The organism is Paenibacillus sp. JT22N7 (genome assembly GCF_059383875.1).
The window spans coordinates 292564-315445 of record NZ_JBXENY010000007.1 but is presented as its reverse complement, the minus strand read 5'-3'; the positions used below and the strand labels follow the sequence as shown (position 1 = coordinate 315445).

Sequence of the window (22882 nt, the reverse complement as noted above, 5' to 3'; positions counted from 1 at the left end):
ATATAGTCAACAATCAGATAAAGGAGGTTCAGCATGGAAAATTCCATAGCGCATCAAGACCAAGCATTAAAGCGAATCACACTGAACAAGAAGCCCTCTTTTTTTAAGGAGATTCGAAAAAATCATTTGCTGTATTTGTTAACACTGCCCGGCATTCTGCTGTTGTTTGTCTTTTCCTATTTGCCGATGTTCGGGATTGTCATTGCCTTTCAAAATTACAATCCGGTAAAGGGGATTTTGAAAAGCGAATTCGTTGGCTTTAAAAACTTTCAGTTTTTTCTGGAATCCAGCGATGTGTATCGTGTTGTCTTTAATACGCTGTTTCTAAATTTCCTATTTATCGGCTTCGGCACCCTTGCTTCATTAATCATCGCCATCATCTTCTCGGAGCTGAAAGGAAAATATTTTAAACGGATCGCACAAACGATTGTAACCCTGCCGAACTTTTTGTCCTGGACGGTGGTCGCGACCTTTGCTACCTCATTCCTCTTGTACAAAGAGGGGCTGATTAATCAAATTCTGAGGGATTTTGGTTTAGAAGGCTTGGCCTTCTATAACACAGCTGCGTATTGGCCGCTTATTCTCGTCATCATCAAGCTGTGGCATGCCGCAGGCTTTGGCTCAATCGTGTATTTGGCCACCATATCGGGCATTAATCCGGAAATTTATGAAGCGGCTTCCATGGACGGCGCCACGCGCTGGGGCAAAATCCGCCATATTACGCTGCCGATGGTGAAGCCAACGGTTATGCTGCTGCTGCTGCTTGCTATGGGGAACATTTTCTACGGGGATTTCGGCATGATTTATGCGATCGTAGGAAAAAATGCGCTGCTCTATCCGACAACCGACGTCATCGACACCTATGTGTATCGGGCACTGGTGGATTTGGGCAATGTGAGCATGGCCGCCTCCGTCGGTCTCATTCAATCCATCGTCGGCTTCGTGCTGGTCGTAACGGTAAACCAATTGGCAAGGAAATTTTCGCCTGATTCAGCGCTCTTCTAATAAATCTATCAGTAAAGGTGTGGCGTAGCATGATAAAAGAAAGCGCTGGAGACCGGCTGCTCCTATCGCTCATGTATGTCGGAATTACGGTATTTGCTCTCGTATGCCTTATCCCGTTTATGACCGTCATCAGCGGTTCATTATCCACGGAGGGCTCCATCATTAGAAACGGATTTACGCTGCTTCCTAAGGAATTTTCCCTAGAAGCTTATAAGCTTTTGCTTAAGGACAGCACAATTTATAAATCCTATGGCGTTACGATTTTTGTGACGGTCGTTGGTACCGTATTGGCGATGATTGTCACTTGTGCCCTTGCTTACCCGCTGTCTGTCAAATCGCTCAGATATCGCAATTCGATTAACTTTTATGTCTTTTTTACGATGCTGTTTCATGGTGGTTTGGTAGCTACATACCTGCTCATTTCCAAATATTTAGGGCTTAAGGATACGATCTGGGTGCTGATTATTCCCGCCCTTATTAACCCATGGAATATGTTCCTCATGCGTAATTTCTTCAATTCCATTGATGAATCGATTGGCGAATCGGCCAAAATTGACGGGGCCAATGATGTTTATATTATGTTCCGCATTATGATTCCGATCTCCTTGCCCGCTATTGCGACGATCAGCCTGTTCTACGCGCTCGCCTTTTGGAACAAATGGTTTGAGGCGATGCTTTACATTTCGAATGAAGATTTGTTTCCGCTGCAATATTTGATTAAACGAATTTTGGATAATGCGGCATTTGCCAACAATCTTGCATCAGGCGTAACGGCTCCGGGCTATATTGTCCCTACTTTGACCTCAAGGCTCGCAACGACAGTCGTGACGATCGGCCCGATCATATTCCTCTATCCGTTCTTGCAAAAATATTTTGTAAAAGGGCTGCTCGTTGGCTCAGTCAAAGGCTAATCTCATCGCAGAATGATTTTAGATAGATGCAGATAGATTCAGCAGCACAAAAAAGGGAGGAAAAACAATGAAAGCAAAAATGTTTATGGCGGCAACGCTGGTTATGGTGCTATTTTTAATGGCGGCATGCAGTGGAAACAACGGCAGCACCGGAACTAACGGCAATGCGAGCGGGAAGCCTTCCCCAAGCAGCAGCGAGACGGCAGGTACGAGTAACCCAGATGCGGCAGCACCGGATCCGGTGACCTTGAAGTTCATGCTATTCGGCGATAAGCCTGCGGATTTGGATAAGGTTCTCGCTAAGTTTGAAGAAGTGAGCAAGGATTCGCTTAATACGAAGCTTGAATTTGAATACAACACGCCTCAGGATCATCGGCAAAAAATGCAATTGAAGATGTCGACAGGCGAAGCCGTTGACGTCATGTTTGATGCGGGGTGGATGAATTTGTACAATCATGTCAGCCTCGGCTATTATGCAGAGCTTGATAAATATTTTAACAATGATGAATATCCAGGGCTGAAAGCGGCATTCCCTGCGGAGTTCGTTGAAGCGAACAAAATTAATGGCCATCTTTATACGATTCCGCTTACTTACTACTATACAGATCTTAACGTCATCAGTATCCGCAAAGATATTCGCGAGGAATTGGGACTCGGCCCGATTACAACGTTGGAGGAATTAGAAGTTTATCTTCAGCAGGTTCAAGAAAAGAAGCCGGACTATACGCCACTCGCCTTAGGAGGCCGAGGCTTTCATAAGCTGTTCACGCCATCCGAAAATGGGCGGACCGATATTCGCCTAGCCGCGATTGGAAGCGATTCCTTTACCGGAGGCATTCCATTCAGTGTCGCGCTGTCGGAGGATGGCAAGAAGGTTATCGGCGCCGCAACATTGGGTGATCCGGATTCGGAATTTGCGAGCTTCCCTGCACCGTTCAATACGCATGCTTCGATTTACGGCCACTTCCAGAAGCGGGTGGACTGGAGCAAGTACATTAACAAGGATGCTCTAGCTCCAGCAACGGGTGTTGTCTCAGATAAGGGCGGCGCTGGAGAAGGCACGATTGGCGGCATTTCAAGAGATCGTCAAAAGCTGCAAGAAGCATACGGTACAGGGCTGGATATCGAGCCGTTCGTGTATGAGAGCGACGATGTCCGCAATATGAAGCCAGGCGCTATTCGTACGGATTTCCGCGCGAACAACAGCGTCGTTATTCCGGCAAGCTCCAAAAATATTGATCGCACAATGAAGTTTTTTGATTGGCTGTTCAGCAGCAAGGCCAATCATGATTTATTCGAGCTTGGCATTGAGGGCGAGCATTGGGTAGCCGATGGCGACAATGGCTACAAAACAACGGCAAATACGACGAAATATCAATTCCAGCCGTATGAGCTAACCTGGAATCCGAGCTTATCGAGGCTGAATTCAGATCAGGACCCGGCTACGATGAACTATTTGCAGTATGCGCTTGATAACAAAAACTACTTCCAAATTGCGCTTTCGGGCTTTATCTTCGATTCCAAGCCGGTGGCGACAGAGCTTGCCAAAATCAAGCCGAAATTTGATGAGGTCGAGCAAATTCTCAAGGTAGGATACGAGAAAAACTGGCTGGAAATGGCGCAAAGCTTAAACAAACAAATGCGCGATTCCGGACTAGAAACGGTACGTGCGGAAGTGCTCAAGCAAGTGCAGGCTTATTTGGATGCAGGCGGTAAATAAGTAAAGGGAACAATGTTGCGTATAGCGGCAACATGTTCGATGTAACGGGAAATGCAGCACAAATAACAGCCCCTTCCGTCATTTGGTGACGAAGGGGCTGTTTCCTATTAATCGGACAAAAACGTAATGTTCTTGGCAAATGCATTGATGCGAAAATGGCCCTTAGAAGCATCACTAATCCATTGGTTATTGATGCGGAGGTTAACAAAAGTAATATTTTCGACAGGTCTTTGTTCATCAAAACCGTAAATCCGATTGGGATTGCTATTCTCTCCACTATAGGCGACATTGCGGAACGTAATATTTTCGATACGGTTGCCAGGTACAGGATTATAATCAGCATTGTGCACGACCCGAATGTCAATCAGCTGTCCTTGCTCGAATGGCTCGACGCGGATATTATCGTACAGCACTTGGCGAACAATATTTTTATCTCCTGCATTAATGGCCAGCGCTCCCCAATAATTTTCTTGAGGCTCGTGATGCTCAAGGATGTCCAAATTCATAAAGGTAATATCCTCAATCGTATCTCCGTCATGATGGTGATCGCCATGGGTCCCAATCATTAGCGGGTGAGCGACGTCCGCCCACAGCACTGAATTGCGGACACGCACGCGGCGCGTATTTCCTTTATAATCCCAGCGAGTGCCATAAATAGCGATGCAATCATCGGATGTCCGCAGAAAAACATCATCAATGTCAATATCGGAGCTAGCCATCATATCGATGCCATCTGACCAGCCTCTTGTGCTGAACGATTTGAAGTTGCTAATGCTTATATGAGAGGACTTTCCAATATAAATGCTGTAATGGGGCGGATCGAGCAAAATAAGCCCCTCAACCTGAATCTTTTGCGAGAATACAATACGTACGCCACGGAAAGCCGAATAGCGATGGAAATCGGACAGGTCCAAGATGCCTCTTCCTCTAATGGTTACATTCTCAACATGCTCGCAGACGAGCGAGCCGACAACGATGGCACCCCCGGCAATATAAACTGTTTTGCCTGAAGGAATGCGGAGTATTGTTTCTTCTAAATAATGCATACCGGGAGCGAAATAAATGACATCGGGCGCGTGCCCCGTCTCAGCTGTCGGGGTCTCGGCTAATTTTAAAATATCCTCTGTTCGGTGAATGGCGGGCTTCCCGGCTCTCTCCAGCACGAGCACGCCTGGATCTCCGGGCCTAGGTGCCTCCAGCTCAGGCTTACCGGCAAATAGATGCAAATTGCGGAAGCGCTCGTCATTAACCTCAATTGATAACTTTTCAGGTCGATCCAATGTGAAGCGAATGGAATGGCTGCTATATTCAGTCTGAATGCCTGTCGATAGGGGGCGTACGATGACGCTGCTTATAGGCGTGAAGCAGCAGTCGATTTCTACCTCAACCGTGCCCTCCATATCAAAATAAGCCATGGAAGCTTTGCGAACGTTATGCATATCCACCTTGACTTCGTACACGAACAGCTCTTGCCAGTCGCCTCCAATTTCCCGTACGCGAACGCGATAGTTATCTGAACCAATGGCACCTTCCGGTGCTGGATAAATGATCGTCTGACTCATATGTACCTCCCAAATACGAAATAGTCATTGCCTGTATTCAGGTTAATATAATGGGGCGGCCGCTAACAATTGCATAAGTTAATGATAGCAATGAATTTTAATCATTTTGGGTTTTATTATTTATAGGATGAGTTGAACAGTGGATGGGGATGTTTATATATAAGAGTATGTAAGAGCGCTTGTATGAACAAGCACTCCACAAGCTTAGCAATGATTTTTCTTTGTCCAATGCTTCTTACCGATAATAAGAACTTTTTGACCAGGTTTAACAAAAATTACTTTAACCTTTTTCTTTTTGTCATATCCGTATCCCATTCAAATCATCTCCTTTCCAGCTAGTAATCTATTATATACATGGATTAATGGATTCGATTGGGCTATTTGACAAATTGGATAAAATTGGGTGTTTAGTTAGGCTTACGAATCAACATGAATAGTGGAGTTCATAATGTTGAATAGGGTGATTTATGGATGGACTGAGTAGCAAGCTTCAGCATGTAAATAATATTGGTGAAGGAGGGGGGAATGCGAAATGAAAAGGGAGCGCAAAAAGTAACATATTGAATAAATCGTTAATCAGGTAGGAACGGAAATAAACATGGATATGCGTAGAAAAGCAGCATGATAGAAACAGGAATCATAGTTTTATATTAAAAACAAGATATAGATGGAATATATCAAAAGCATCGGAGATTCGAAGCCTGCTGGCAGCTGGCTAAGGGTCTCTTTTTTATGCTGTAAAATTCTAATTTTGGTATACTGAAACGGGTTGGAAGATTATTCATGTTGGAATCAGTAAAAAGACAATTTTAGGATTAAAAATAGGTGATTGATAATAAATCACAGATATGGTTATTACAGATTATGAAGACCATAAATATAAGCCAAAGATGGATAGAAGATTTAAGAAAGCAACTCGCAGACGGCAGGCAGATGTTATCAGAAATCGTCTGAAAGTCATTATTTAAGGAGGTTCGAAGATGATTGAGACACTTAAGAAAGTTGCACGCAAGGAAATAGAAGAACAATCCTTCGAGCTAACGAAACAATATTTATCCGTAAATAAATTGGTTTATGAGAATGACAAACCTAAAATAGCAGATGTGATAATGAATGATGGAGAACAATCTGCTGAAGTTTATTTTTCTATTGTGAATGAAGAATATTATTTCGTGGTTTATTTAGATACTTCACCTGAAGTCAAGGTTAGATTTATGGGAATGAGTGCGGGGAATCATGTATATTTATCAGTTTCATCTAACGTAACTAATTTAGAGAAATTATTGGAGGGAATTAATCTGGCACCCTCAAAAACATGGCAGATAGGAACTCAAATTTCAAAAAGAAATACGAATAGATTCCATGAAGATAGCGGGTTTACTTTCCAATTAGAAGATAAGAAAACGGGTGAAGTTGAAGAGAAATTAGCAAATTTAATAAATAAATTAGAAACATCAAATTTGATTCAAATTATTGAATCCGCTGAAATTCATAAAGAAATTCGGGTTGTTTACTACGGCTACAAAGAACAGATGTCGGGAATTAATCTTAAACCAATAATCATTGAGAAACTATCAAAGCTAAATGCTTCATTAGATATAGATTTATATGCAGGCGGACCAGATTTGGAGTAATTCAACTGAAGCTGTCTAAAGACTTTAATTAATAATAAGGAGGTCATTCTTATGTCAGAATATTATTGGGATAATCAAATTGAATATCTAAGAAATACTCGATGGCTGTATTACAATGATGATTACTTGCAATTTCTAGTGCAGAGCGTATGGAAAATTAATAACCCTGTAAGTATTATTGATTACGGTTGTGGGTTTGGATATTTGGGACTTAAACTTCTTCCTTTGTTACCTGAAGGATCGACCTACACTGGCATTGACAAAGGGGAAGATTTAATAAATAAAGCTAAAGAAATTTTCTTGAATCTAAATTACGAAACTGAATTTATTGCGTGTGATATTGAAGAATTTGAAATGAAACGGAACTATGATATAGCCATGAGTCATGCTTTCTTATTACATATGAATGATGCTAAAAAAATTCTTGAAAAGATGATTGACAGTGTGTTGGATAGCGGGAAAATCATTTGTTTTGAGCCTCATTGGATTGGTAATATGGCAAACTATCGTTTAGACGGAATTGAACAAAGTAAAGTCATTCAATTAGGTGCGCTACAGAAAATATTTGAGGATGATTATAAACGTACTGGAAAGGATGGCAACATTGGAATGTTTTTGCCCATTCTAATGAGTCAACTAGGATTGGAAAATGTGGAATGTAGAGTTAGTGATAAGGTTAACTTTTTAGATCAAAACATGGACAATGAAAAAAAGACTAAGCTCTTTGACTCATTAAAGGAAGAGGGACTGGGGCAAGAACCTGGTGATGCAAAGAGAATAATAAACGATTTATTGACTAGAGGATTAAATGATAGTGAAGCTAAAGAACAATACGAAGCAGAATTAACATTTTCTAAAGAATTTAATAGTCAATCTTGGTTAACATATGCACCAAATATGAAGATTTCTTTTGGTACAGTAACGAGAATTTGAAAGTTGTTTGAAGGAAGAAGGGGAATCAGGCAGACAAAATTGCATCACTTCAGTGTGGCCACGTCCTTCCACTTGGCCCTTAAAGTGGTGAGGTGAATCCGTACATAAATGGGTTTATGAGAATATTGCGAGGAGTTAAAGATAAATTGTGCGAATGGTAATTCAAGGATGTTGTCTGTTGCTGCTTATTTCATTAGTAGCCTGTACGTCAGAGAATGAAAAGTATATTCCAGCCCGAAAGACGCCTAATGGGTTTCACCAAGAATTTTATACAAGTACGATCGAAATATTAAATTTGATCGACTCAAAGATGAGAGCAAGAACACCTTATACGCAAGAAGAGCGTAAGGACATTTTGGCTTATTTTATTAAACCATCAGAATCGGATGAAGAGCTTTTATTTAAAGCTGATTTTAGTGGCCTAGATGGGACTGCCCAAAAGTATTTTGAAAAACAGAGTGAAAATGACAAAGCAGAAATGGAACGATTAGAGGATATGTATGATGACAGTTTGAAAGAGGTTTTAAAGGATTTAAATTTAAAGTAGTCGGGGAAGACAAGAATTTCTGATAACACTATATTCACGTAGCGGTTTGGTGCCATCAAGCCGGATTGATGGTAGGAGATTCAGCAGAATACCTCCGACAGTCGTCGGAGAACGTGAAGACAGAGAAGTTATATGGAATATGTGCGTTAAAATAACTATATGAATAAATGAAAGGAATTAAGAATGAATAAATATATTGAATTTTCTTTTTATTTACCGTTTTTTGATTTGATGGATGAAACAAATGAGGCGCTTATTCTAGAAGAATTAATGAGACAGCTAAATATAAGTTTCGATATAACAAGATTATATGACCAATATTTAATATATGGTGAAGGACCTTGTAGAGCAGGAAAGGGAGATGTTTTTGTATTTTTTAAGAAAGATGATAAGGAAAGTTTTATATTAATAGATTTATTTAACGACTTCACTGATCAGCATAACATGGTGAAACTAGGAGTCCGCTATGAAATTAAACATGATAAGAAAATAAGAAATATACTATATAATATGCACTCAAGGGCAGAGATAAAAAGTAAAATAAAAGAGAGTAATGATGATTTACTGAAGTTGGAAATCAGCAGCGAAGATTATCCCAAAGTGATTCGTTATGGAGATCAAAATTACATAAAAAACATTTATTATGACACCATATTGACATTTTAACAGCAGTTCAAGAAGGCAGATACATCATAGGACTGGGGCTTTACGTGAATTAAAGAACGTTATATGTAATTAATGAACACCATAATGATCAGTTTTTTTAGAGGGGATTATATGAAAAAATTCCGTGGTATACGTCGGCATTATCAAAATATAGAAAAACTGATTTTTAGTCATCAATTTCATTTTGAGGATGAATCGTGGTATAACCACTGGCATATGCACCTTGACTGGAAAGGATTAACGGACGAAAGTATTGGGCATAGAAAAAGTCATTTTAAATATTACCTAAATATCTTAGATCGAATTGAAGAGCAATCTAGCGGGAGTAAAATTGATTTTCAAACTTGGATTTATATTAATCCTGAATTTGGTTCGGGTGATGCAATATATATTCATACAAAAAATCCGTATAGTGAGTTTCCAGTACAACTATTAGAAATCGAATGGGATATTGAAGTACCTGAAATTTTAAAGGAATTGATTAAGAGTAATGAATATGTAATAGGAAGAGCTAAACATGAAGCTTCTTATTGTTTTTATATTTATAAAATAGGACTTGGAATTTCATTGAAGTAACTTAGGAAGGCATGGATATCATCTATCAGCGTATTCACACTGCGGGCATTCGCCCTTGGTACAGTCAGGGACTCCTGAAAATTATCGGACGGCATGAAAACAAAATGGAACTGACTATCGATCAATTTAAAGAATTACTTGAAGCCGATCAAAAGACTTTTTCAGGGATAGAGGTAGAAGAAGGGAGCCTTCAAAACTATAATCTGAGTGGATGCTCATTTATAGAGTGCATATTTGCCCTTGATTTTTCAAATGCAAGTTAAAAAAACAGCAAATTTATAAATTCGAATCTGAAGACCTGTAATTTTACGGAAGCGGATCTGACAGAATCGGAATGAACAGGAAATATGTTATGTTCGGCTGTGTTTAATAAGGCAAAGAGAGATAGCATACGATTCGTTGGAAATTACTATCATTCCGTGATTCTTGAAATAAAAGATTTAGAAAAAATGATATAGGCTAAATACGGGGGAGGGTTATGATGGACAGGGAAGATATTTTATTAGAACGCTTCGGGTTAGAACCAGAGCTAAAAAATTTACAAGAAATTAGGTCGTTACTAATTGAAGAAACGAATGATTCTAATACAGAAGAACATGAGTATTTGAAAACGCTCTGTATTTTGCTTTTTACCTTTGGTTATCCCGAGGACACTCTCCTAATCTGGAATGCTAAGATGAAAGATTTTGATGCAGGCTGCTATATTGACGGAGAATTGCTAATGGGTGCAGGACTTAATGAGACTATTCATTTTTTGAAAGAATTAAATACGACATTAGCTAAAGAGATATTGGAATACATAGAGCAATATAAAACAAATGATGATTACATGACTAGAGAAAAAGTAATTGATTTTTACAGTAAGTATTACAGGTTAACATAAAAGAAAGATGTGTATGTTGGTAAGCATAAGGAGTGGCTAAAACCACACTGTTTAACAAAGCGATACCAAGATATACAACCCATTAAGGAGCTCAGTATAGTATGAAATTTTTTAACAAACCCCCACGAGAAATAAGAACTAAATTTGAAGTGGATTTGTTATATAAAGCACAATCAATGAAACCAGCCAAACCACCGCATCCTTGGGAGACTGAGGTTATTATTCCCGCAGCTGGCTGTATGGCTTGTGGGAGGAATAGTGATGAGGAACTTGTCCTAATTAGCAGTTCAGGCTATAGCATTAATCAAGCTAGAACAGGGGTTTTAATACATAGAGATAGGGATTCTAATTTAACTTACGAAAGAATGAGTAATAACGATTTAACTTTTCAATTGCCATTAAATAATGAGTATATAAGTATTTTTGGTTTTGAATCAGGGGATGGGATTCATACAACAAACGATGGCTGGATCGTTGAGGTTATTTACCCTTGGTGGCCAAGAGCATCTGTAATCATAGATAATGTTTTTAAAGCAGCTTATACATACCTAAATGATGCTATTATGCTTGATATAAACCGTTTAGATGGAAACATTAAATGTGGATTTTCACCATCGGGCAAAAAATTAGCTATTATGGGCTCAGGCGGAGCATTGATTTATTCAAGAGACTAAGGCCTTTTAGTAAATTCAAAGAAGGCATTATTATCACCTTAAGAAGAACTTCTAAAGAACATGGAGAAAGCCATGAAAACCATAAAACAATTATGCGGATACCATTACATTGGATTAGTTATCGGATACTTTAGTAAACAAGACATCATAAAATGGGTAGATACTGTGATTGAGGATATGGAAGATTTTCCGTATGAATTAATTGAAGTCTCATTGTCCAATAATAAGTCTCTTAAAGAAACCATTTCAATGCTAAAAAAAGCCAGTTGTGAGAATACACTTTTTGAACCACTATACAAAATAATAGGTGAATTGGTAACTGAACTTGAAGAGGCGCGTATGACAAATGAGAATTTTTTTAGATATATTAATAATATCCTTGATCAAGGAATTGCTTTATTAGTTGATGATAAGTTATCTAAAATATTGGATCGATTGGATGACGGATATTACTTGGCGACACAAGGAATCTATGGAGATATAGAAACTATTCGAGAAGAAGCATTAGAGGAATTAAAACATTTTAAAAACTATAAGTAGATTCAGCAAATAACCCTGCATGTACTAAGATAAGAGCTATCTAAATCTGTGAAGGTTTGTGATTGTGACAACCGTATCTGCAAGTATCGAAAAACGATGAAATTGTTGAAGAATTCAAGAAAGGAATTTAATATGGCCATTAATCATGTCATTTTAGAATTGTATTGTGGATTTGATAAAGAAAAGAACAGAAAGGCTCCTCTGTATTGCAGATATGGATCGTATCATCCTGGTTACCATTGCTTAGAAAACTCTTGTGAATCTTTATCTTATACAAAGGCTCCAAGTGAAATTGCCTACTCTGATAGTGAAGGCGAGTCAGAATTCGAAAAGAATGCTTGGATTGGTTTTGGTGGTGATATGAATCCGGAATCATTTGATGATGAAAATAACTATGAAAGCTTAAAAAATATATGGGAAGAAATATGTAAGAGAAAAATTCAAGAATCTTATATCGAGTACATGGAAAGAACTGAAGGAATGCGTAATAATAAATAATTATTCTGGGAAAGGCAAGAATCATTAAAAAAATCAATTCACGTTATGGGAATTCGCCCTCGGTCTGGCCGAAGCTGAAACCATGTAAGATGATTCAACCATACAATCATTGTGAACTTAATTCTAATGACCTGTCCCCTAGCTGTTAATTAAGGCTCTCGTGTTCGCTATAGCAGCATCCCTACTTCCAAAATTAATCAAAGAACCTAAAAGACATGAATAATCTAAAGATCCAAGTGATTTTCAAAAGATGCTATCTTTTTTGTCTAAGCATGAATTGGGCTTGGGAATACCCGAAGGCTGGGTTCCGGATTCAACGTTTTGGCTGATAAATGATCGAAATAGGGTGATAGGTGCAGTTAATATTAGGCATCGATTATCCGAATTTTTGTTTAATGCTGCTGGGCATATTGGGTATGGCATTCGACCGTCCGAAAGACGGAAAGGCTTCGCTACAGTTTTATTGCAATTATCTTTAATCGAGGCAAAGAAGCTAGGAATAGAAGATGTTCTAGTTGTTTGTGATGCTGGTAATGTAGGATCTGAAAAAACGATCATTAATAATGGCGGAAAACCGGACACAGATTTCATTGAGGATGATGGAAATATAATTAAAAGGTATTGGATAAAGAATAACTAAGTTCATTTATAAACTTAGACGGAACAAATTAGTGTATCATTTGACTATTTAATTATAGACCGCATGATCAGCCTCTGGCTGTGCATGCGGTCTTCTTTTTATTTCTGCAGCTAACTCTGCATGTAGGAATTGCGACTAACGTAGCATTCAAGCCTAGGATGCGGTTCAAGAAGCGTTCGCGGAGGCCTTCGTCAATCTCGCTAAATTGCAAGAGACGGATGCGTTTCCGGGATGGTTCAAGACCATTATCGAACGTCAATGCCACCGGGTTCTGCACCGGAAAAACATTCCACGATGCCGATGGATGAAGTGACTGCAATGGATGAAGAAAAATTCAACGTGGAGTCCATCGTAGAGAGAAAGGAATGGCAGGAAAGGCTTCATCAATTCGGGGAGGGTTTGTCCAGCCATTCAAAGCTATCTGTTATTTTATTGAATGGGCTAAGTAGATTCATTTTTTAGAATATGGCGCTACCCCCTTTGTATATAGGTTTTCCACTAACTCGAAAAATTCTTCTGGCGATAAATCCTTTTGTCGCTGGAGCCAAAGACGAAATAAAGAAAGTGATGTTGATATGTGAAACTCAATCAAGTATGGCGTTATGGCGTTGTTTTGCGGAAGGTTTAATGCCAAGCTATCAAGGGTGATTTCTCTTTTCAAGCGTTCTAAAAAACGAATACTGCCATAATCGCCCAAGAGGGCTTTGAGAATCGAGAGATACTCCCTTTTCTCCATGCAATGAAACGGATTTTGAACAGCAGTATGTGTAGAAAGCTCATTATTCGCCAATTCTTCTTTTATGTAGTTCAATAAATCATTTTCAACAAAGTCTAACAAATCGTAAATATCAGTAAAGTATTGATAAAATGTGCTGCGGTTATATCCCGATTTATTCGCAATCTCTTGAATCGAGATTTTTTCAATAGGCTTTTGACTATATAACTCACAAAAAACATCTATAAACACTTGTCTTGTTTTTTCCGTTATTTGGGGCTGCTTTTTCATTTTTTTTAGTCTCCTATTGGGAACAAGAATATCATCCGACAAATCATAAAAAACTGATGTTTGATGAAGGCATCATAAAGATTTATGATTATATCATACAACATGTTGTCTGATATTCAAGAAAAAATGGTTAAAAAATAGGGGTGATTTTTATGTCAGTAAAACAAAATAGAATTTTAATTTTTGGTGCAGGTGTTATAGGGAGCATATACGCAATTAAATTCATTGAAGCAGGGCTTGACGTTACTATGTTAGCACGTTCTAATCGATTTAATACATTGAAAGAAAATGGCCTGAAATATAATGAAAAAGGTGTGGTCAAATCTATAAAAGTAAATGTCATTGATGAGCTTGAAAATGGTGATATTTATGATTTTATTTTCGTTACCGTTCGTTACGATCGATCCGAATCAGCGTTGTTAGCACTAAAAGACAATCAAAGCAAAAATATTGTTACAATGATTAGTAATCCAATTGGATTTTCTTCATGGATGGATATTGTAGGGGATAGACTTTTACCAGGCTTCCCCGGCGTTGGGGGACAGATTAAAGATGGAATATTGTACGCTCGAATTCCACCAAAGTTATTAGCGGCTACGAGGTTCGGAGAAATTAATGGCGCAGTGACAGAACGTATAGAAAAACTCGCAAGATTATTCAGAATAGCAAAACTTCCTTACGAAATAAATAAGGATATAAGTGCGTATTTAATAACTCATGCCGTAACGGATATTGCAATGCTTAGTTTTTTGAAAAGTGATAATAAGATCATTGACCCCAAAACAGCTAGAACCAGAAAAACGGCACATCAAATAACATACACGCTGAAAGCGAATTTAAGGGCTGTACAAAAAGCTGGTGTTACGTTTGATCCGTCTAAAATTAAAATTTTGCTTAGATGTCCGGATTGGATTTTGGATTTTTTCTTTATGATATGGTTACGGACGAACATGGTAAAGGATATGATGTTGCCGGATTATGCGAGTAATGCAAACAACGAAATTGTACAGTTGAATAACGACTTAATGAAGTTTTTAAGTCAAAATGAATCCACACCATATGAACGATAACAGATATTGGATTGTCAAATTTGACCATTCCCTAATAGATCGCATGATCAGCCTCTGGGCTGTGCATGCGGTCTTCTTTTTATTTGTGAAATCATTAATTATTATTTTCAACAATTCTGATCAACAATACAGCAATATAGTCCTGATTCTATTTAAATGACTATGATACAATTCAATATAAAGCGCTATCATTTTTAATTATTGATCAATATTGCTGATTCTATTCATAGAAGGGAGATAGTTATTGGTGCTATCCATCCACACCCCGACGAATGTTGCTTTGGAGGAAAATGAAGTTTATGTGCGGTCAGAAGCGGATAATTTTCAGGATGAATGGCCTATTCATACTCATAACGGTTATGAAATTCATTATTTTATACAGGGGGATGCGACCTTCTTAATCGGAGATCGAATCTATAAGCCTTCGCCTGGGGATATGTTTGTATTCAGAGGGGCGGTGCCGCACCGGATTAATCCCTCAAGAGAAATCGTATACAAGCGAAGCTTCGTCAATTTTACAGAATTGTTGCTTTTGGACATGCTCAGCGTTAGCCAACTCGAAAATCTGATGTCTATCTTTCGTCATCCTAATGGATTGTTGGTGCACTGGTCCTTGGAGGAGCGTGAACAGATCAAAAGCATTTTCAAAGGAATCAAGGAGGAGATGGAAGCCAGAAATACAGGATATAAAATGATGGTCAAAATGAGCCTGACTCAATTGCTGCTGCGTATCTACCGGAAAATGAAAATGGAGCAGTCGGTGAATGAGATTCCATCTTCTACTCAGAAGCAAACAAGCGTGAGCCGGGTTCTTAACTATTTGAACCAAAATTATACAGAAAATGTTTCTTTGGATGAGCTGTCCAAGATGCTTCATTTGAATAAATATTACATTTGCCACTCTTTTAAAGAGACGACGGGATACACAGTGAGCAATTACGTGATACGAAAACGGGTGGCTGAGGCCAAAAAGCTGCTGCTGTCTACGGATGAGCCGATTTTGTCCATATCAGAAACGCTGGGCTTCAACACACCAGAATATTTTAGTAGAGCTTTTAAACAATATGTTGGTGCATCGCCACAGCTATTCCGAAAAAATAAAGTGCTTAACTAAAGCGAAATTCATTAATCATTTCAAAGGAGATGTTTGTATGAAACGAAGAACGAACTTCAAGCTCAGCTTTAGTCTGGTTTTGATTATGTCACTCATTATGCTAACTGCTTGCGGCAATACCGATAATAGCACTGGCAGTAAAGGTAACACTGAGAGTGCCAAGCAGGCTACTCTAGATTTCTTGTGGTTCTCTGATGGGAACGAAGGAGAAGTCATCAAGGGGATTATTAAAGAATATGAGCAGTCCAATACCAATGTCAAAATCAATCTGATTGAAGTCGGCTTCAAGGATCTTCAAACAAAATTGAAAACGATGATATCTGGCGGCAAGCCGCCTGCTCTGAGTCGGATCACGGATACGGGATCGTTCGCTAATCAGGCAGTGGATCTTACCCCTTACGTGGAAAGTGCCGATCAGTTCGAGGGTCAATTTATTGATTCGCTTAAGCCTTATTATGTGATTGATGATAAGCTGATCGCTGCCCCAATGGATGTAACAGCGAATGGGCTGATTTATAACAAAACCTTATTCGATAAAGCGGGCGTTAAAGTACCGACTTCTCCAGAGGAAGTGTGGACGTGGGATGAGTATATCGCTGCACTGAAAGAGGTTATGGCCAAAGGCGGAGCAAGATATGGCATGGTTTGGGATGTTACACCGCATAGATGGTCCACGCTTCTGTATCAGAACGGCGGAAGCATTGTGACTGAAGATGGCAGCGCAGCAGCGATTAATAGTGAAGCCGGAGTTCGCAGTATGGAGCTCTTTAAGCAGCTTCATAAGGATGGGATCATGCCGGAATCCGTATGGCTCGGCGGGGAGAATCCTAACAATTTGTTCCGTTCCGGGACGGTAGCTGCCCACTGGGCTGGCAACTGGATGATTAGCAATTACAAGGACATTACTGATTTTGAATGGGGAGTTACCTATATGCCGAAAGGAACACAACGTTCCTCGGTGCCAGGCGGGAAATTCCTTATGGCTTTCAAAGGCAGTGGCAATGAGCAGGAGGCAGCAGCCTTTATTAACTATTTGACGTCCAAAGAAGTGAATTCTAAATATAATCAAGAGTCACTGTTTATGAGTCCGCGCAAGGACAGCTCTGTGCTGGATTATGAGTTTGGCAAGGAAATGTATGAGGTCTTCTCGGATGAACTCAAAAATACTTCGCCGCTTGCAGCCAATGACTGGTCCAGACAGACGCTTATCTCCAAAATTTCGACGGACTTGAAAAATAATATTATTGACGTTCTGTCGGATAAAGCAACTGCTCAGGAAGCAATGGACAAGACAGCCAAGCTGATTAACGAGGCTATTGGAAGCCAGTAGGCCAGCCTAAGGCGACAAATCGTATTTATAGAGGGGTGGCGGACCGGTTTCTGTCAGGCCGCCCTTTCATTTTATTCATATGGAAGGGGCAAGCAGATGAGCGGAGGTCAAAGTTTAAACCGTAAAAAGCAGGCAGGACAGACGAGGAAGCTCGCCATTGCTCCTTATCTGTTCATACTTCCCAACCTCCTGATATTTGGTGTTTTTATCGTAATTCCCTCTTTATTGGGCTTGTATTATTCTTTCCATGTTTATGATGGCTTGAATCCAATGAAGTTCAATGGACTCGGCAACTATATCAAAATTATTGGGGATAAGGAATTTTGGTCGACGATAGGACGAACGGGGATTTATGCGGCGATTGTTGTTCCGCTCATTTATGCAGTGGCATTAGGCATTGCGATGCTGCTTGCGCGTGAGATTAAAATGCGCGGCTTGTTCAGAGCCATATTTTATTGGCCGACGATGATTTCTTTTATCATAGTAGGTTTGACCTGGAAGTGGATTTTTGGAGATTCATTTGGCATTTTGAACCACATGCTTACTCTGATCGGAGTGGAGCCGGTCGGCTTTTTAACCTCGCCATTCTGGGCCAATGCGGCTGTTATTATCGCGACGGTATGGTCACGGGCCGGCTTTTTCATGGTCATTTTCATAGCGGGCTTGCAGGCGATACCTACGGATTATTATGAGGCTGCTCGATTGGACGGGGCAACGGGACTAAAGGTGTTCCGCCATATTACACTCCCGCTCTTGAAGCCAACTAGTTTGCTCGTATTCATGCTGTCTCTGATTGATGCGTTCAAAGCGTTCCCGCTTATGTTTGCGCTTACAGGCGGCGGGCCGGGCAAAGAAACGACCTATATTGTTCAATACATTTATGAGATTGGCTTTACGAAGCAGGAGCTTGGCTTGGCTAGTGCGATGTCCGTGATGTTATTTGTCATTATCGGCGGGTTTTCTGCCCTGCAATTCCGTATTTCCAAAGGGGGTGCTGTCTAATGGAGCTTAGGCCTCTAACCAAAATCGCCATCTACAGTCTGTTAAGTGTAGCAGCATTTTTTTGGCTGCTGCCGGTATTATGGGTCGTCATTTCTGCTCTAAAAACGAATAGCGATTTGTACAGTTATCCTCCAAAACTATGGCCGCAGCCGGTAACCTTCGAGCATTTCAAGGAGGCGTTCAGCAAAGGCGATTTTGGCTTGTATTTCAAAAATAGTACGATCGTGACGCTCACTTCAACGCTGCTCCTGCTGCTGATCAATTCCATGGCAGGCTTTGCATTGGCCAAGTACCGCTTTCGCGGGAGCTCTATCATTTTGATCGGTTTTATCTCCACCCTGATGATTCCAATCGAGGTCATTATGATTCCGATATTCAAGGTGCTGAGCGCACTTGGCATGTATAACAGCATGCTTGCGATTATTATCCCGCCTGCGGCTACCCCGACAGGGGTGTTCCTGATGCGGCAGTATTTGCTGACGGTACCGGATGAGCTGCTGGAAGCTGCACGGATGGATGGAGCAGGAGAGTGGAAAATTTACTGGAGCATTATTCTTCCCATGGCTAAGCCTATTCTTGCCGTGCTGGCGATCTTCTCCTTTATGTGGAGATGGGATGATTTCCTATGGCCGCTCATTGCAATTAGTGATCCAGCTAAATACACGATCCAGCTGGCACTGTCTAATTTTATAGGAGAATACAGCGTGGATTGGGGAAGCTTGCTTGCCATGTCCGTCATCACGATGATTCCAGTGCTTGTCGTTTTTATCGTTTTCCAGCGCTATTTTGTTAGCGGCATGATTACTTCAGGTATGAAAGGATGATTAGAATGTCTGACACCATAATTGGCGGAATTGACGCCTTGTATTATAAGCCCATGAAATTAGGGCAAAATCAAATGATTAATCATTGGTTGATTAGCGGAATTTACACGAAGCCTGTTAAATTTGTTCCAACAACGATGGAGGGGGATATTAATGATTGGCTTATAGAGGGATTTGCCATTCATGAAAATCCTTGCCGCAAGGAATTTGTGGAGAATCGGAGAATGCAGCCCCCGGCTCGCTTCTTCGATCAATGGAGCAAGTTTCCAACGCCAGGAGACAGACTGCAGGGAATAGAGGGTGGGAGGTCTTGGGAGCTGTATTCGCCATGGAATAATCCGAGGGTGGAGAAATCAGGATTTTGGTTCGTCCCGACCCATCTTCGCAGCTATGCGGCGACACGGCTTGTATCGCCTGCTAGCCATACTGCCTCGTTACGGGTGAGAACCTACGGCAGCTTGGCGCTGTGGATTAATGGACAGCTGGTGGCAGACTTTGCCCCGCTCACCCGGAACAAGGAGCAGGAAATCGTCGTTGAAGCAGAGCTTGTGGCCGGAATCAATGAAATTTATGCCTGCTGGGAGGATCTTGCCGAACGGGATACGATGTATGCTTTCGCAGTGGAATATCAAGGCGGCGAGGAATTGGCTATTTCCTTGCCTATCGCTCCCGATCTGGTGCAGCTTGTGCAATCGGCAGAGCAAGCTCTTGAACAGGCTTATTTTCCTTCGGATATTTTTAAAGGGGAGGAGATCAAGCTGCGGCTCCCGCTCCCCTTTCCTGACATCGTTACAGAGGCAGATATACTGTATGGCAATTTTTTTGATGGGACGGAAAATAAAACGATACGCATTGCTGAAGGTGCAGCTGATCTGACCTTGGCACATACGAATGAAATCGGCCATCATTACGTTTATTTCACATTAACCATTTCCGTTTCAAACGTTGTACTGACGAAGAAATTTGGTTGTCAATCCTATGATACTGCCTATGACGAGGCTGCTCAGAAGGCTGCGGATATAGAAGCTCGAAAATCTCTCGCTCTGCGCTGTATGGCCGAGAAGGGGAGTCCTAATATACATAAGGCCATCGCCATGCTGAAAACAGGAGGCGATCTCCAGACAGCAGAGAAGATTTTGCTGGATGGGGTGGAAGGGATAGAACAGCGGAAGGATTGCAGTGACTTTTACCTGGTCGGGCTATTCCGCCTCTGGAGAGATGAGCGAAATAGCGGTTTGTTTACCGAATCGTTCTGGGATCGGGTAAAAGCAAGCATTCTGGGTTATCGCTATTGGATTGATGAGCCGGGCGATGATGTGATGTGGTTTTTCAGTGAAAACCATGCCCTATTGTTTCATACCAATGAGCTGCTGGCGGGCCAGCTGTTCGAGGAAGAAACGTTTGGCAACAGCGGGGAATCCGGTGAAGTGCACCGCCAAAAAGCAGAGCAGAGGCTTGCGTTATGGTTCGAGCGCTTTTTTGACGAAGGACTGGCAGAATGGAATTCCAGCGCCTATATTCCTATTGATGCGGTAGGGCTGCTGCATATTTATGAATTTGCCCATAGTGACCGGCTCCGGGAACAAGCGAAACAGGCAATGGACCTCTTATTCTATTATATTACCGTCCAAATGCATCGAGGAGTGATGACGACAACCTTCGGCCGCAGCTATGAGAAGGAATTGTTGGGCCATTATGCAGCGGGAACGACCTCCATGTGCTGGATTGGATATGGAGTCGGCAATGTAAACAATTATTCAATTAGCAATGTCGCCTTGTGTTTATCGGATTATATGCCACCGGCAGCGTACCAGGAGCATCTGCTGCTCGGGGAAAATCAGCAATTAGTGTTCACCAATCAGCAGGGCAAGGGCGGTTATGCCCAGCTCTATCACTATCGCACTGCGGAGTACACTTTATCTTCCATTATTCGGTTTCGTCCAGGCAAACAAGGCTATCAGGAGCATGTCAATCATTTATCATTGTCTCCTGAGGCGCAAATTTGGGTGAATCATCCGGCAGAAATCTATAAGCATGGAGACGGCAGGCCTTGTTTTTGGGCAGGCAATGGAATATTGCCCGACGTCGTTCAGCATGAGAGCATAGCGCTCATGATTTTTGACATTCCGACTAATCAAAGCTCAGATTGGACACATGCTTATTTTCCTTCCTATTCCTTTACGGAATGGACAAGGGAGGGGAACTGGCATTTTGCCCGTCTGGATAAAGGATATGCAGCCATCTATGCGGCAAATGGGGCAGCTATGGAGACAGCTGGGGTGACGAAAGAGCGTGAGCTCATTTCGCACGGCTTGCGCAACGCCTGGATTATAAGGGCAGGCAGCGAGCAGCAGTTCGGTAGTTTCAGCCATTTCAAAAACCAAATGTTAGCTGCAAGCCCGCAATTCGACAGTCAAACCTTATCGCTTACTCTAGCAGACCCGATATACGGTCAAATGCAATGGGGGATGGATAAGCCTTTCCTTATAGAAGGAGAGGAAATCATACACGGCGGTTATGGCGTGAGAGGACAATTGCAGCTGCTGGACATGGGGAACTGAGCCTGGGGCAACAAAGCAAAGGAGCGAATACGAACATGCTGAACAGAACGATGCTGCTGGAGAAAATAAGCAAAGTATCCCATGCGATGGAGTCCATGGAAAATACAGCAATGGATGAGCAATTTCCGATCGGACTAATTGATATTCATTTATGGGAATGGCCGCAAGGTGTCGGTCTATATGGCTTGCTTCAGCTTTATGAGGCAACGAAGGATGCCAAGGTGCTGGAATTTCTGGAGTCATGGTACAATGCCAGGCTGATGGAAGGATTGCCGGAAAAAAATGTGAATACATGCGCCCCGCTCCTTACGCTGATTTCGCTCTGTGAGATTACCGGGAACAAGGAATATGAACGTGTTTGTGAGGAATGGAGCGGCTGGATTATGAAGGGGCTGCTTCGCACGGGAGATGGTGCATTTCAGCATATGATAACTGGAGATGCCAATGATGGCCAAATTTTAATAGATACCCTTTTCATGACGGTTCTATTTTTGGCGAAGGCAGGGGTTTACTTTAACAAACCTGAGTTTGTAGAAGAAGCCAAGCGACAGTTCCTTGTGCATATCAAATATTTGTATAATAAGAAAACCGGATTATTCTATCACGGTTGGGATTTTAACGAAAATCATAATTATGGTGCTGTCCATTGGGGCAGAGGCAATGCGTGGTACACGGCGGGAGTTATTGATTTCCTTAATATTGTGCCGCTAGAAGAAGGGCTGAAAGCCTATTTGCTGGATACGGCGACCGCTCAAATCAGAGCACTGAGCAAGCTTCAGGAAGCGGATGGCATGTGGCACACTGTACTGGATGATCCGGACTCTTACAAAGAAGCCTCGGCTACAGCAGCGTTTGGCTACGGCATTCTCAAGGGAATCCGGTATGGCTACGTGGATGAGGCCTATCGTCAGACAGGCTTGAAGGCACTTGAAGCTGTATTGCGGCACATTGATGAAAAAGGAATTGTACAGCAGGTGTCCTACGGAACTCCTGTCGGCACGAATGCCCAGTTCTATAAGGACATTCCACTTAGCCCGATGGGCTATGGACAGGCGCTTGCTTTGTTCATCCTGATAGAGGGATTGAACGCTGCTGGTGCCGAATAATAGCAAGGCCTCTTGTGGGGAGGATATGGGAATGAAAGTTCCTGTATTCTCCCCTTTTGTGTGATTTTATAGTAATATTA

23 protein-coding genes and 2 pseudogenes are annotated in these 22882 nt (G+C 41.3%); 23 read left to right on the top strand and 2 right to left on the bottom strand.

The genetic code is table 11. The annotated features are described in order from the left end of the window. Positions 1 to 33 precede the first annotated feature (33 nt). The 3 genes from AC50Y5_RS20345 to AC50Y5_RS20335 all read left to right on the top strand — a co-directional run bounded on the left by AC50Y5_RS20345 (position 34) and on the right by AC50Y5_RS20335 (position 3636). The gene (locus AC50Y5_RS20345) at positions 34 to 1005 is read left to right on the top strand and encodes an ABC transporter permease (protein WP_056041087.1); all 972 of its coding nucleotides are present in this window, start codon (positions 34 to 36) and stop codon (positions 1003 to 1005) included. A gap of 29 nt (positions 1006 to 1034) precedes the next feature. Next, positions 1035 to 1916 carry a carbohydrate ABC transporter permease gene (locus AC50Y5_RS20340; RefSeq protein ID WP_430153717.1) on the top strand — a complete coding sequence of 294 codons (882 nt, stop codon included), beginning with the start codon at positions 1035 to 1037 and terminating at the stop codon, positions 1914 to 1916. 67 nt (positions 1917 to 1983) lie between these two features. Continuing rightward, the gene (locus AC50Y5_RS20335) at positions 1984 to 3636 is read left to right on the top strand and encodes an extracellular solute-binding protein (protein WP_056041090.1); all 1653 of its coding nucleotides are present in this window, start codon (positions 1984 to 1986) and stop codon (positions 3634 to 3636) included. A 107-nt stretch (positions 3637 to 3743) separates the two neighbouring features. Here the strand turns inward: AC50Y5_RS20335 and AC50Y5_RS20330 are convergent, their stop codons facing one another. After that, positions 3744 to 5198, bottom strand: coding sequence for a glycosyl hydrolase family 28 protein (locus AC50Y5_RS20330; RefSeq protein ID WP_494863337.1), 1455 nt, complete (start codon positions 5196 to 5198; stop codon positions 3744 to 3746). A gap of 980 nt (positions 5199 to 6178) precedes the next feature. On the opposite strand from AC50Y5_RS20330, the gene AC50Y5_RS20325 reads away from it, so the two are divergent. The 13 genes and pseudogenes from AC50Y5_RS20325 (at position 6179) to AC50Y5_RS20265 (ending at position 13251) form a co-directional block, all read left to right on the top strand. After that, positions 6179 to 6832, top strand: coding sequence for a DUF4279 domain-containing protein (locus AC50Y5_RS20325; protein WP_494863335.1), 654 nt, complete (start codon positions 6179 to 6181; stop codon positions 6830 to 6832). A 51-nt stretch (positions 6833 to 6883) separates the two neighbouring features. Beyond that, positions 6884 to 7765 carry a methyltransferase domain-containing protein gene (locus AC50Y5_RS20320; protein WP_494863333.1) on the top strand — a complete coding sequence of 294 codons (882 nt, stop codon included), beginning with the start codon at positions 6884 to 6886 and terminating at the stop codon, positions 7763 to 7765. Between the two features lie 178 nt (positions 7766 to 7943). Continuing rightward, positions 7944 to 8312, top strand: a complete 369-nt coding sequence (locus AC50Y5_RS20315; protein WP_494863331.1) for a hypothetical protein — start codon at positions 7944 to 7946, stop codon at positions 8310 to 8312. Positions 8313 to 8495: 183 nt separating this feature from the next. Further along, complete coding sequence (locus AC50Y5_RS20310; protein WP_494863329.1) at positions 8496 to 8978, top strand: hypothetical protein; 483 nt, start codon at positions 8496 to 8498, stop codon at positions 8976 to 8978. 111 nt (positions 8979 to 9089) lie between these two features. Continuing rightward, positions 9090 to 9554, top strand: a complete 465-nt coding sequence (locus AC50Y5_RS20305; protein WP_494863324.1) for a hypothetical protein — start codon at positions 9090 to 9092, stop codon at positions 9552 to 9554. 11 nt (positions 9555 to 9565) lie between these two features. Continuing rightward, complete coding sequence (locus AC50Y5_RS20300) at positions 9566 to 9817, top strand: hypothetical protein (protein ID WP_494863318.1); 252 nt, start codon at positions 9566 to 9568, stop codon at positions 9815 to 9817. 6 nt (positions 9818 to 9823) lie between these two features. Next, positions 9824 to 9892, top strand: a pseudogene (locus AC50Y5_RS20295) (hypothetical protein); the annotation flags it as partial. A gap of 140 nt (positions 9893 to 10032) precedes the next feature. Continuing rightward, positions 10033 to 10437, top strand: a complete 405-nt coding sequence (locus AC50Y5_RS20290) for a hypothetical protein (protein WP_155973475.1) — start codon at positions 10033 to 10035, stop codon at positions 10435 to 10437. Positions 10438 to 10538: 101 nt separating this feature from the next. Then, positions 10539 to 11111 (top strand): hypothetical protein, encoded by a 573-nt coding sequence (locus AC50Y5_RS20285; protein ID WP_494863315.1) that lies wholly within the window; start codon positions 10539 to 10541, stop codon positions 11109 to 11111. Positions 11112 to 11183: 72 nt separating this feature from the next. After that, positions 11184 to 11651, top strand: coding sequence for a hypothetical protein (locus AC50Y5_RS20280; protein WP_155973476.1), 468 nt, complete (start codon positions 11184 to 11186; stop codon positions 11649 to 11651). 132 nt (positions 11652 to 11783) lie between these two features. Beyond that, entirely contained in the window at positions 11784 to 12149 is a 366-nt protein-coding gene (locus AC50Y5_RS20275; protein ID WP_056041111.1) for a hypothetical protein, read from the top strand. A 223-nt stretch (positions 12150 to 12372) separates the two neighbouring features. Further along, positions 12373 to 12789 (top strand): annotated as a pseudogene (locus AC50Y5_RS20270) (GNAT family N-acetyltransferase); the annotation flags it as partial. 231 nt (positions 12790 to 13020) lie between these two features. Next, the gene (locus tag AC50Y5_RS20265) at positions 13021 to 13251 is read left to right on the top strand and encodes a hypothetical protein (protein ID WP_056041114.1); all 231 of its coding nucleotides are present in this window, start codon (positions 13021 to 13023) and stop codon (positions 13249 to 13251) included. Here the strand turns inward: AC50Y5_RS20265 and AC50Y5_RS20260 are convergent. Further along, complete coding sequence (locus tag AC50Y5_RS20260; protein WP_056041116.1) at positions 13241 to 13795, bottom strand: TetR/AcrR family transcriptional regulator; 555 nt, start codon at positions 13793 to 13795, stop codon at positions 13241 to 13243. The two genes, AC50Y5_RS20265 and AC50Y5_RS20260, sit on opposite strands and share 11 nt — an antisense overlap. A gap of 152 nt (positions 13796 to 13947) precedes the next feature. Here AC50Y5_RS20260 and AC50Y5_RS20255 point away from each other — a divergent pair, with 152 nt between their 5' ends. The 7 genes from AC50Y5_RS20255 to bglB all read left to right on the top strand — a co-directional run bounded on the left by AC50Y5_RS20255 (position 13948) and on the right by bglB (position 22802). Continuing rightward, positions 13948 to 14865 (top strand): ketopantoate reductase family protein, encoded by a 918-nt coding sequence (locus AC50Y5_RS20255; RefSeq protein ID WP_494863312.1) that lies wholly within the window; start codon positions 13948 to 13950, stop codon positions 14863 to 14865. A 247-nt stretch (positions 14866 to 15112) separates the two neighbouring features. After that, the gene (locus AC50Y5_RS20250; protein WP_056041471.1) at positions 15113 to 15979 is read left to right on the top strand and encodes an AraC family transcriptional regulator; all 867 of its coding nucleotides are present in this window, start codon (positions 15113 to 15115) and stop codon (positions 15977 to 15979) included. A gap of 37 nt (positions 15980 to 16016) precedes the next feature. Beyond that, positions 16017 to 17309, top strand: a complete 1293-nt coding sequence (locus AC50Y5_RS20245; RefSeq protein ID WP_494863310.1) for an ABC transporter substrate-binding protein — start codon at positions 16017 to 16019, stop codon at positions 17307 to 17309. Positions 17310 to 17405: 96 nt separating this feature from the next. After that, entirely contained in the window at positions 17406 to 18311 is a 906-nt protein-coding gene (locus AC50Y5_RS20240) for a carbohydrate ABC transporter permease (protein ID WP_494863308.1), read from the top strand. After that, positions 18311 to 19135 carry a carbohydrate ABC transporter permease gene (locus tag AC50Y5_RS20235; RefSeq protein WP_494863306.1) on the top strand — a complete coding sequence of 275 codons (825 nt, stop codon included), beginning with the start codon at positions 18311 to 18313 and terminating at the stop codon, positions 19133 to 19135. The genes AC50Y5_RS20240 and AC50Y5_RS20235 overlap by 1 nt, the downstream gene beginning before the upstream one ends. 5 nt (positions 19136 to 19140) lie before the next feature. After that, entirely contained in the window at positions 19141 to 21696 is a 2556-nt protein-coding gene (locus AC50Y5_RS20230; RefSeq protein ID WP_494863300.1) for a hypothetical protein, read from the top strand. Positions 21697 to 21731: 35 nt separating this feature from the next. Further along, entirely contained in the window at positions 21732 to 22802 is a 1071-nt protein-coding gene (gene bglB, locus AC50Y5_RS20225) for a beta-galactosidase BglB (protein WP_494863298.1), read from the top strand. The last annotated feature ends 80 nt before the right edge of the window (positions 22803 to 22882 follow it).

Excerpts from the sequence above, each read along its gene's own strand:
- AC50Y5_RS20345 (WP_056041087.1), top strand. The coding sequence starts at position 34 with ATGGAAAATTCCATAGCGCATCAAGACCAAGCATTAAAGCGAATCACA.
- AC50Y5_RS20340 (WP_430153717.1), top strand. The coding sequence starts at position 1,035 with ATGATAAAAGAAAGCGCTGGAGACCGGCTGCTCCTATCGCTCATGTAT.
- AC50Y5_RS20335 (WP_056041090.1), top strand. The coding sequence starts at position 1,984 with ATGAAAGCAAAAATGTTTATGGCGGCAACGCTGGTTATGGTGCTATTT.
- AC50Y5_RS20330 (WP_494863337.1), bottom strand. The coding sequence starts at position 5,198 with ATGAGTCAGACGATCATTTATCCAGCACCGGAAGGTGCCATTGGTTCA.
- AC50Y5_RS20325 (WP_494863335.1), top strand. The coding sequence starts at position 6,179 with ATGATTGAGACACTTAAGAAAGTTGCACGCAAGGAAATAGAAGAACAA.
- AC50Y5_RS20320 (WP_494863333.1), top strand. The coding sequence starts at position 6,884 with ATGTCAGAATATTATTGGGATAATCAAATTGAATATCTAAGAAATACT.
- AC50Y5_RS20310 (WP_494863329.1), top strand. The coding sequence starts at position 8,496 with ATGAATAAATATATTGAATTTTCTTTTTATTTACCGTTTTTTGATTTG.
- AC50Y5_RS20305 (WP_494863324.1), top strand. The coding sequence starts at position 9,090 with ATGAAAAAATTCCGTGGTATACGTCGGCATTATCAAAATATAGAAAAA.
- AC50Y5_RS20300 (WP_494863318.1), top strand. The coding sequence starts at position 9,566 with ATGGATATCATCTATCAGCGTATTCACACTGCGGGCATTCGCCCTTGG.
- AC50Y5_RS20290 (WP_155973475.1), top strand. The coding sequence starts at position 10,033 with ATGATGGACAGGGAAGATATTTTATTAGAACGCTTCGGGTTAGAACCA.
- AC50Y5_RS20285 (WP_494863315.1), top strand. The coding sequence starts at position 10,539 with ATGAAATTTTTTAACAAACCCCCACGAGAAATAAGAACTAAATTTGAA.
- AC50Y5_RS20280 (WP_155973476.1), top strand. The coding sequence starts at position 11,184 with ATGAAAACCATAAAACAATTATGCGGATACCATTACATTGGATTAGTT.
- AC50Y5_RS20275 (WP_056041111.1), top strand. The coding sequence starts at position 11,784 with ATGGCCATTAATCATGTCATTTTAGAATTGTATTGTGGATTTGATAAA.
- AC50Y5_RS20265 (WP_056041114.1), top strand. The coding sequence starts at position 13,021 with ATGGTTCAAGACCATTATCGAACGTCAATGCCACCGGGTTCTGCACCG.
- AC50Y5_RS20260 (WP_056041116.1), bottom strand. The coding sequence starts at position 13,795 with ATGAAAAAGCAGCCCCAAATAACGGAAAAAACAAGACAAGTGTTTATA.
- AC50Y5_RS20255 (WP_494863312.1), top strand. The coding sequence starts at position 13,948 with ATGTCAGTAAAACAAAATAGAATTTTAATTTTTGGTGCAGGTGTTATA.
- AC50Y5_RS20245 (WP_494863310.1), top strand. The coding sequence starts at position 16,017 with ATGAAACGAAGAACGAACTTCAAGCTCAGCTTTAGTCTGGTTTTGATT.
- AC50Y5_RS20240 (WP_494863308.1), top strand. The coding sequence starts at position 17,406 with ATGAGCGGAGGTCAAAGTTTAAACCGTAAAAAGCAGGCAGGACAGACG.
- AC50Y5_RS20235 (WP_494863306.1), top strand. The coding sequence starts at position 18,311 with ATGGAGCTTAGGCCTCTAACCAAAATCGCCATCTACAGTCTGTTAAGT.
- AC50Y5_RS20230 (WP_494863300.1), top strand. The coding sequence starts at position 19,141 with ATGTCTGACACCATAATTGGCGGAATTGACGCCTTGTATTATAAGCCC.
- bglB (WP_494863298.1), top strand. The coding sequence starts at position 21,732 with ATGCTGAACAGAACGATGCTGCTGGAGAAAATAAGCAAAGTATCCCAT.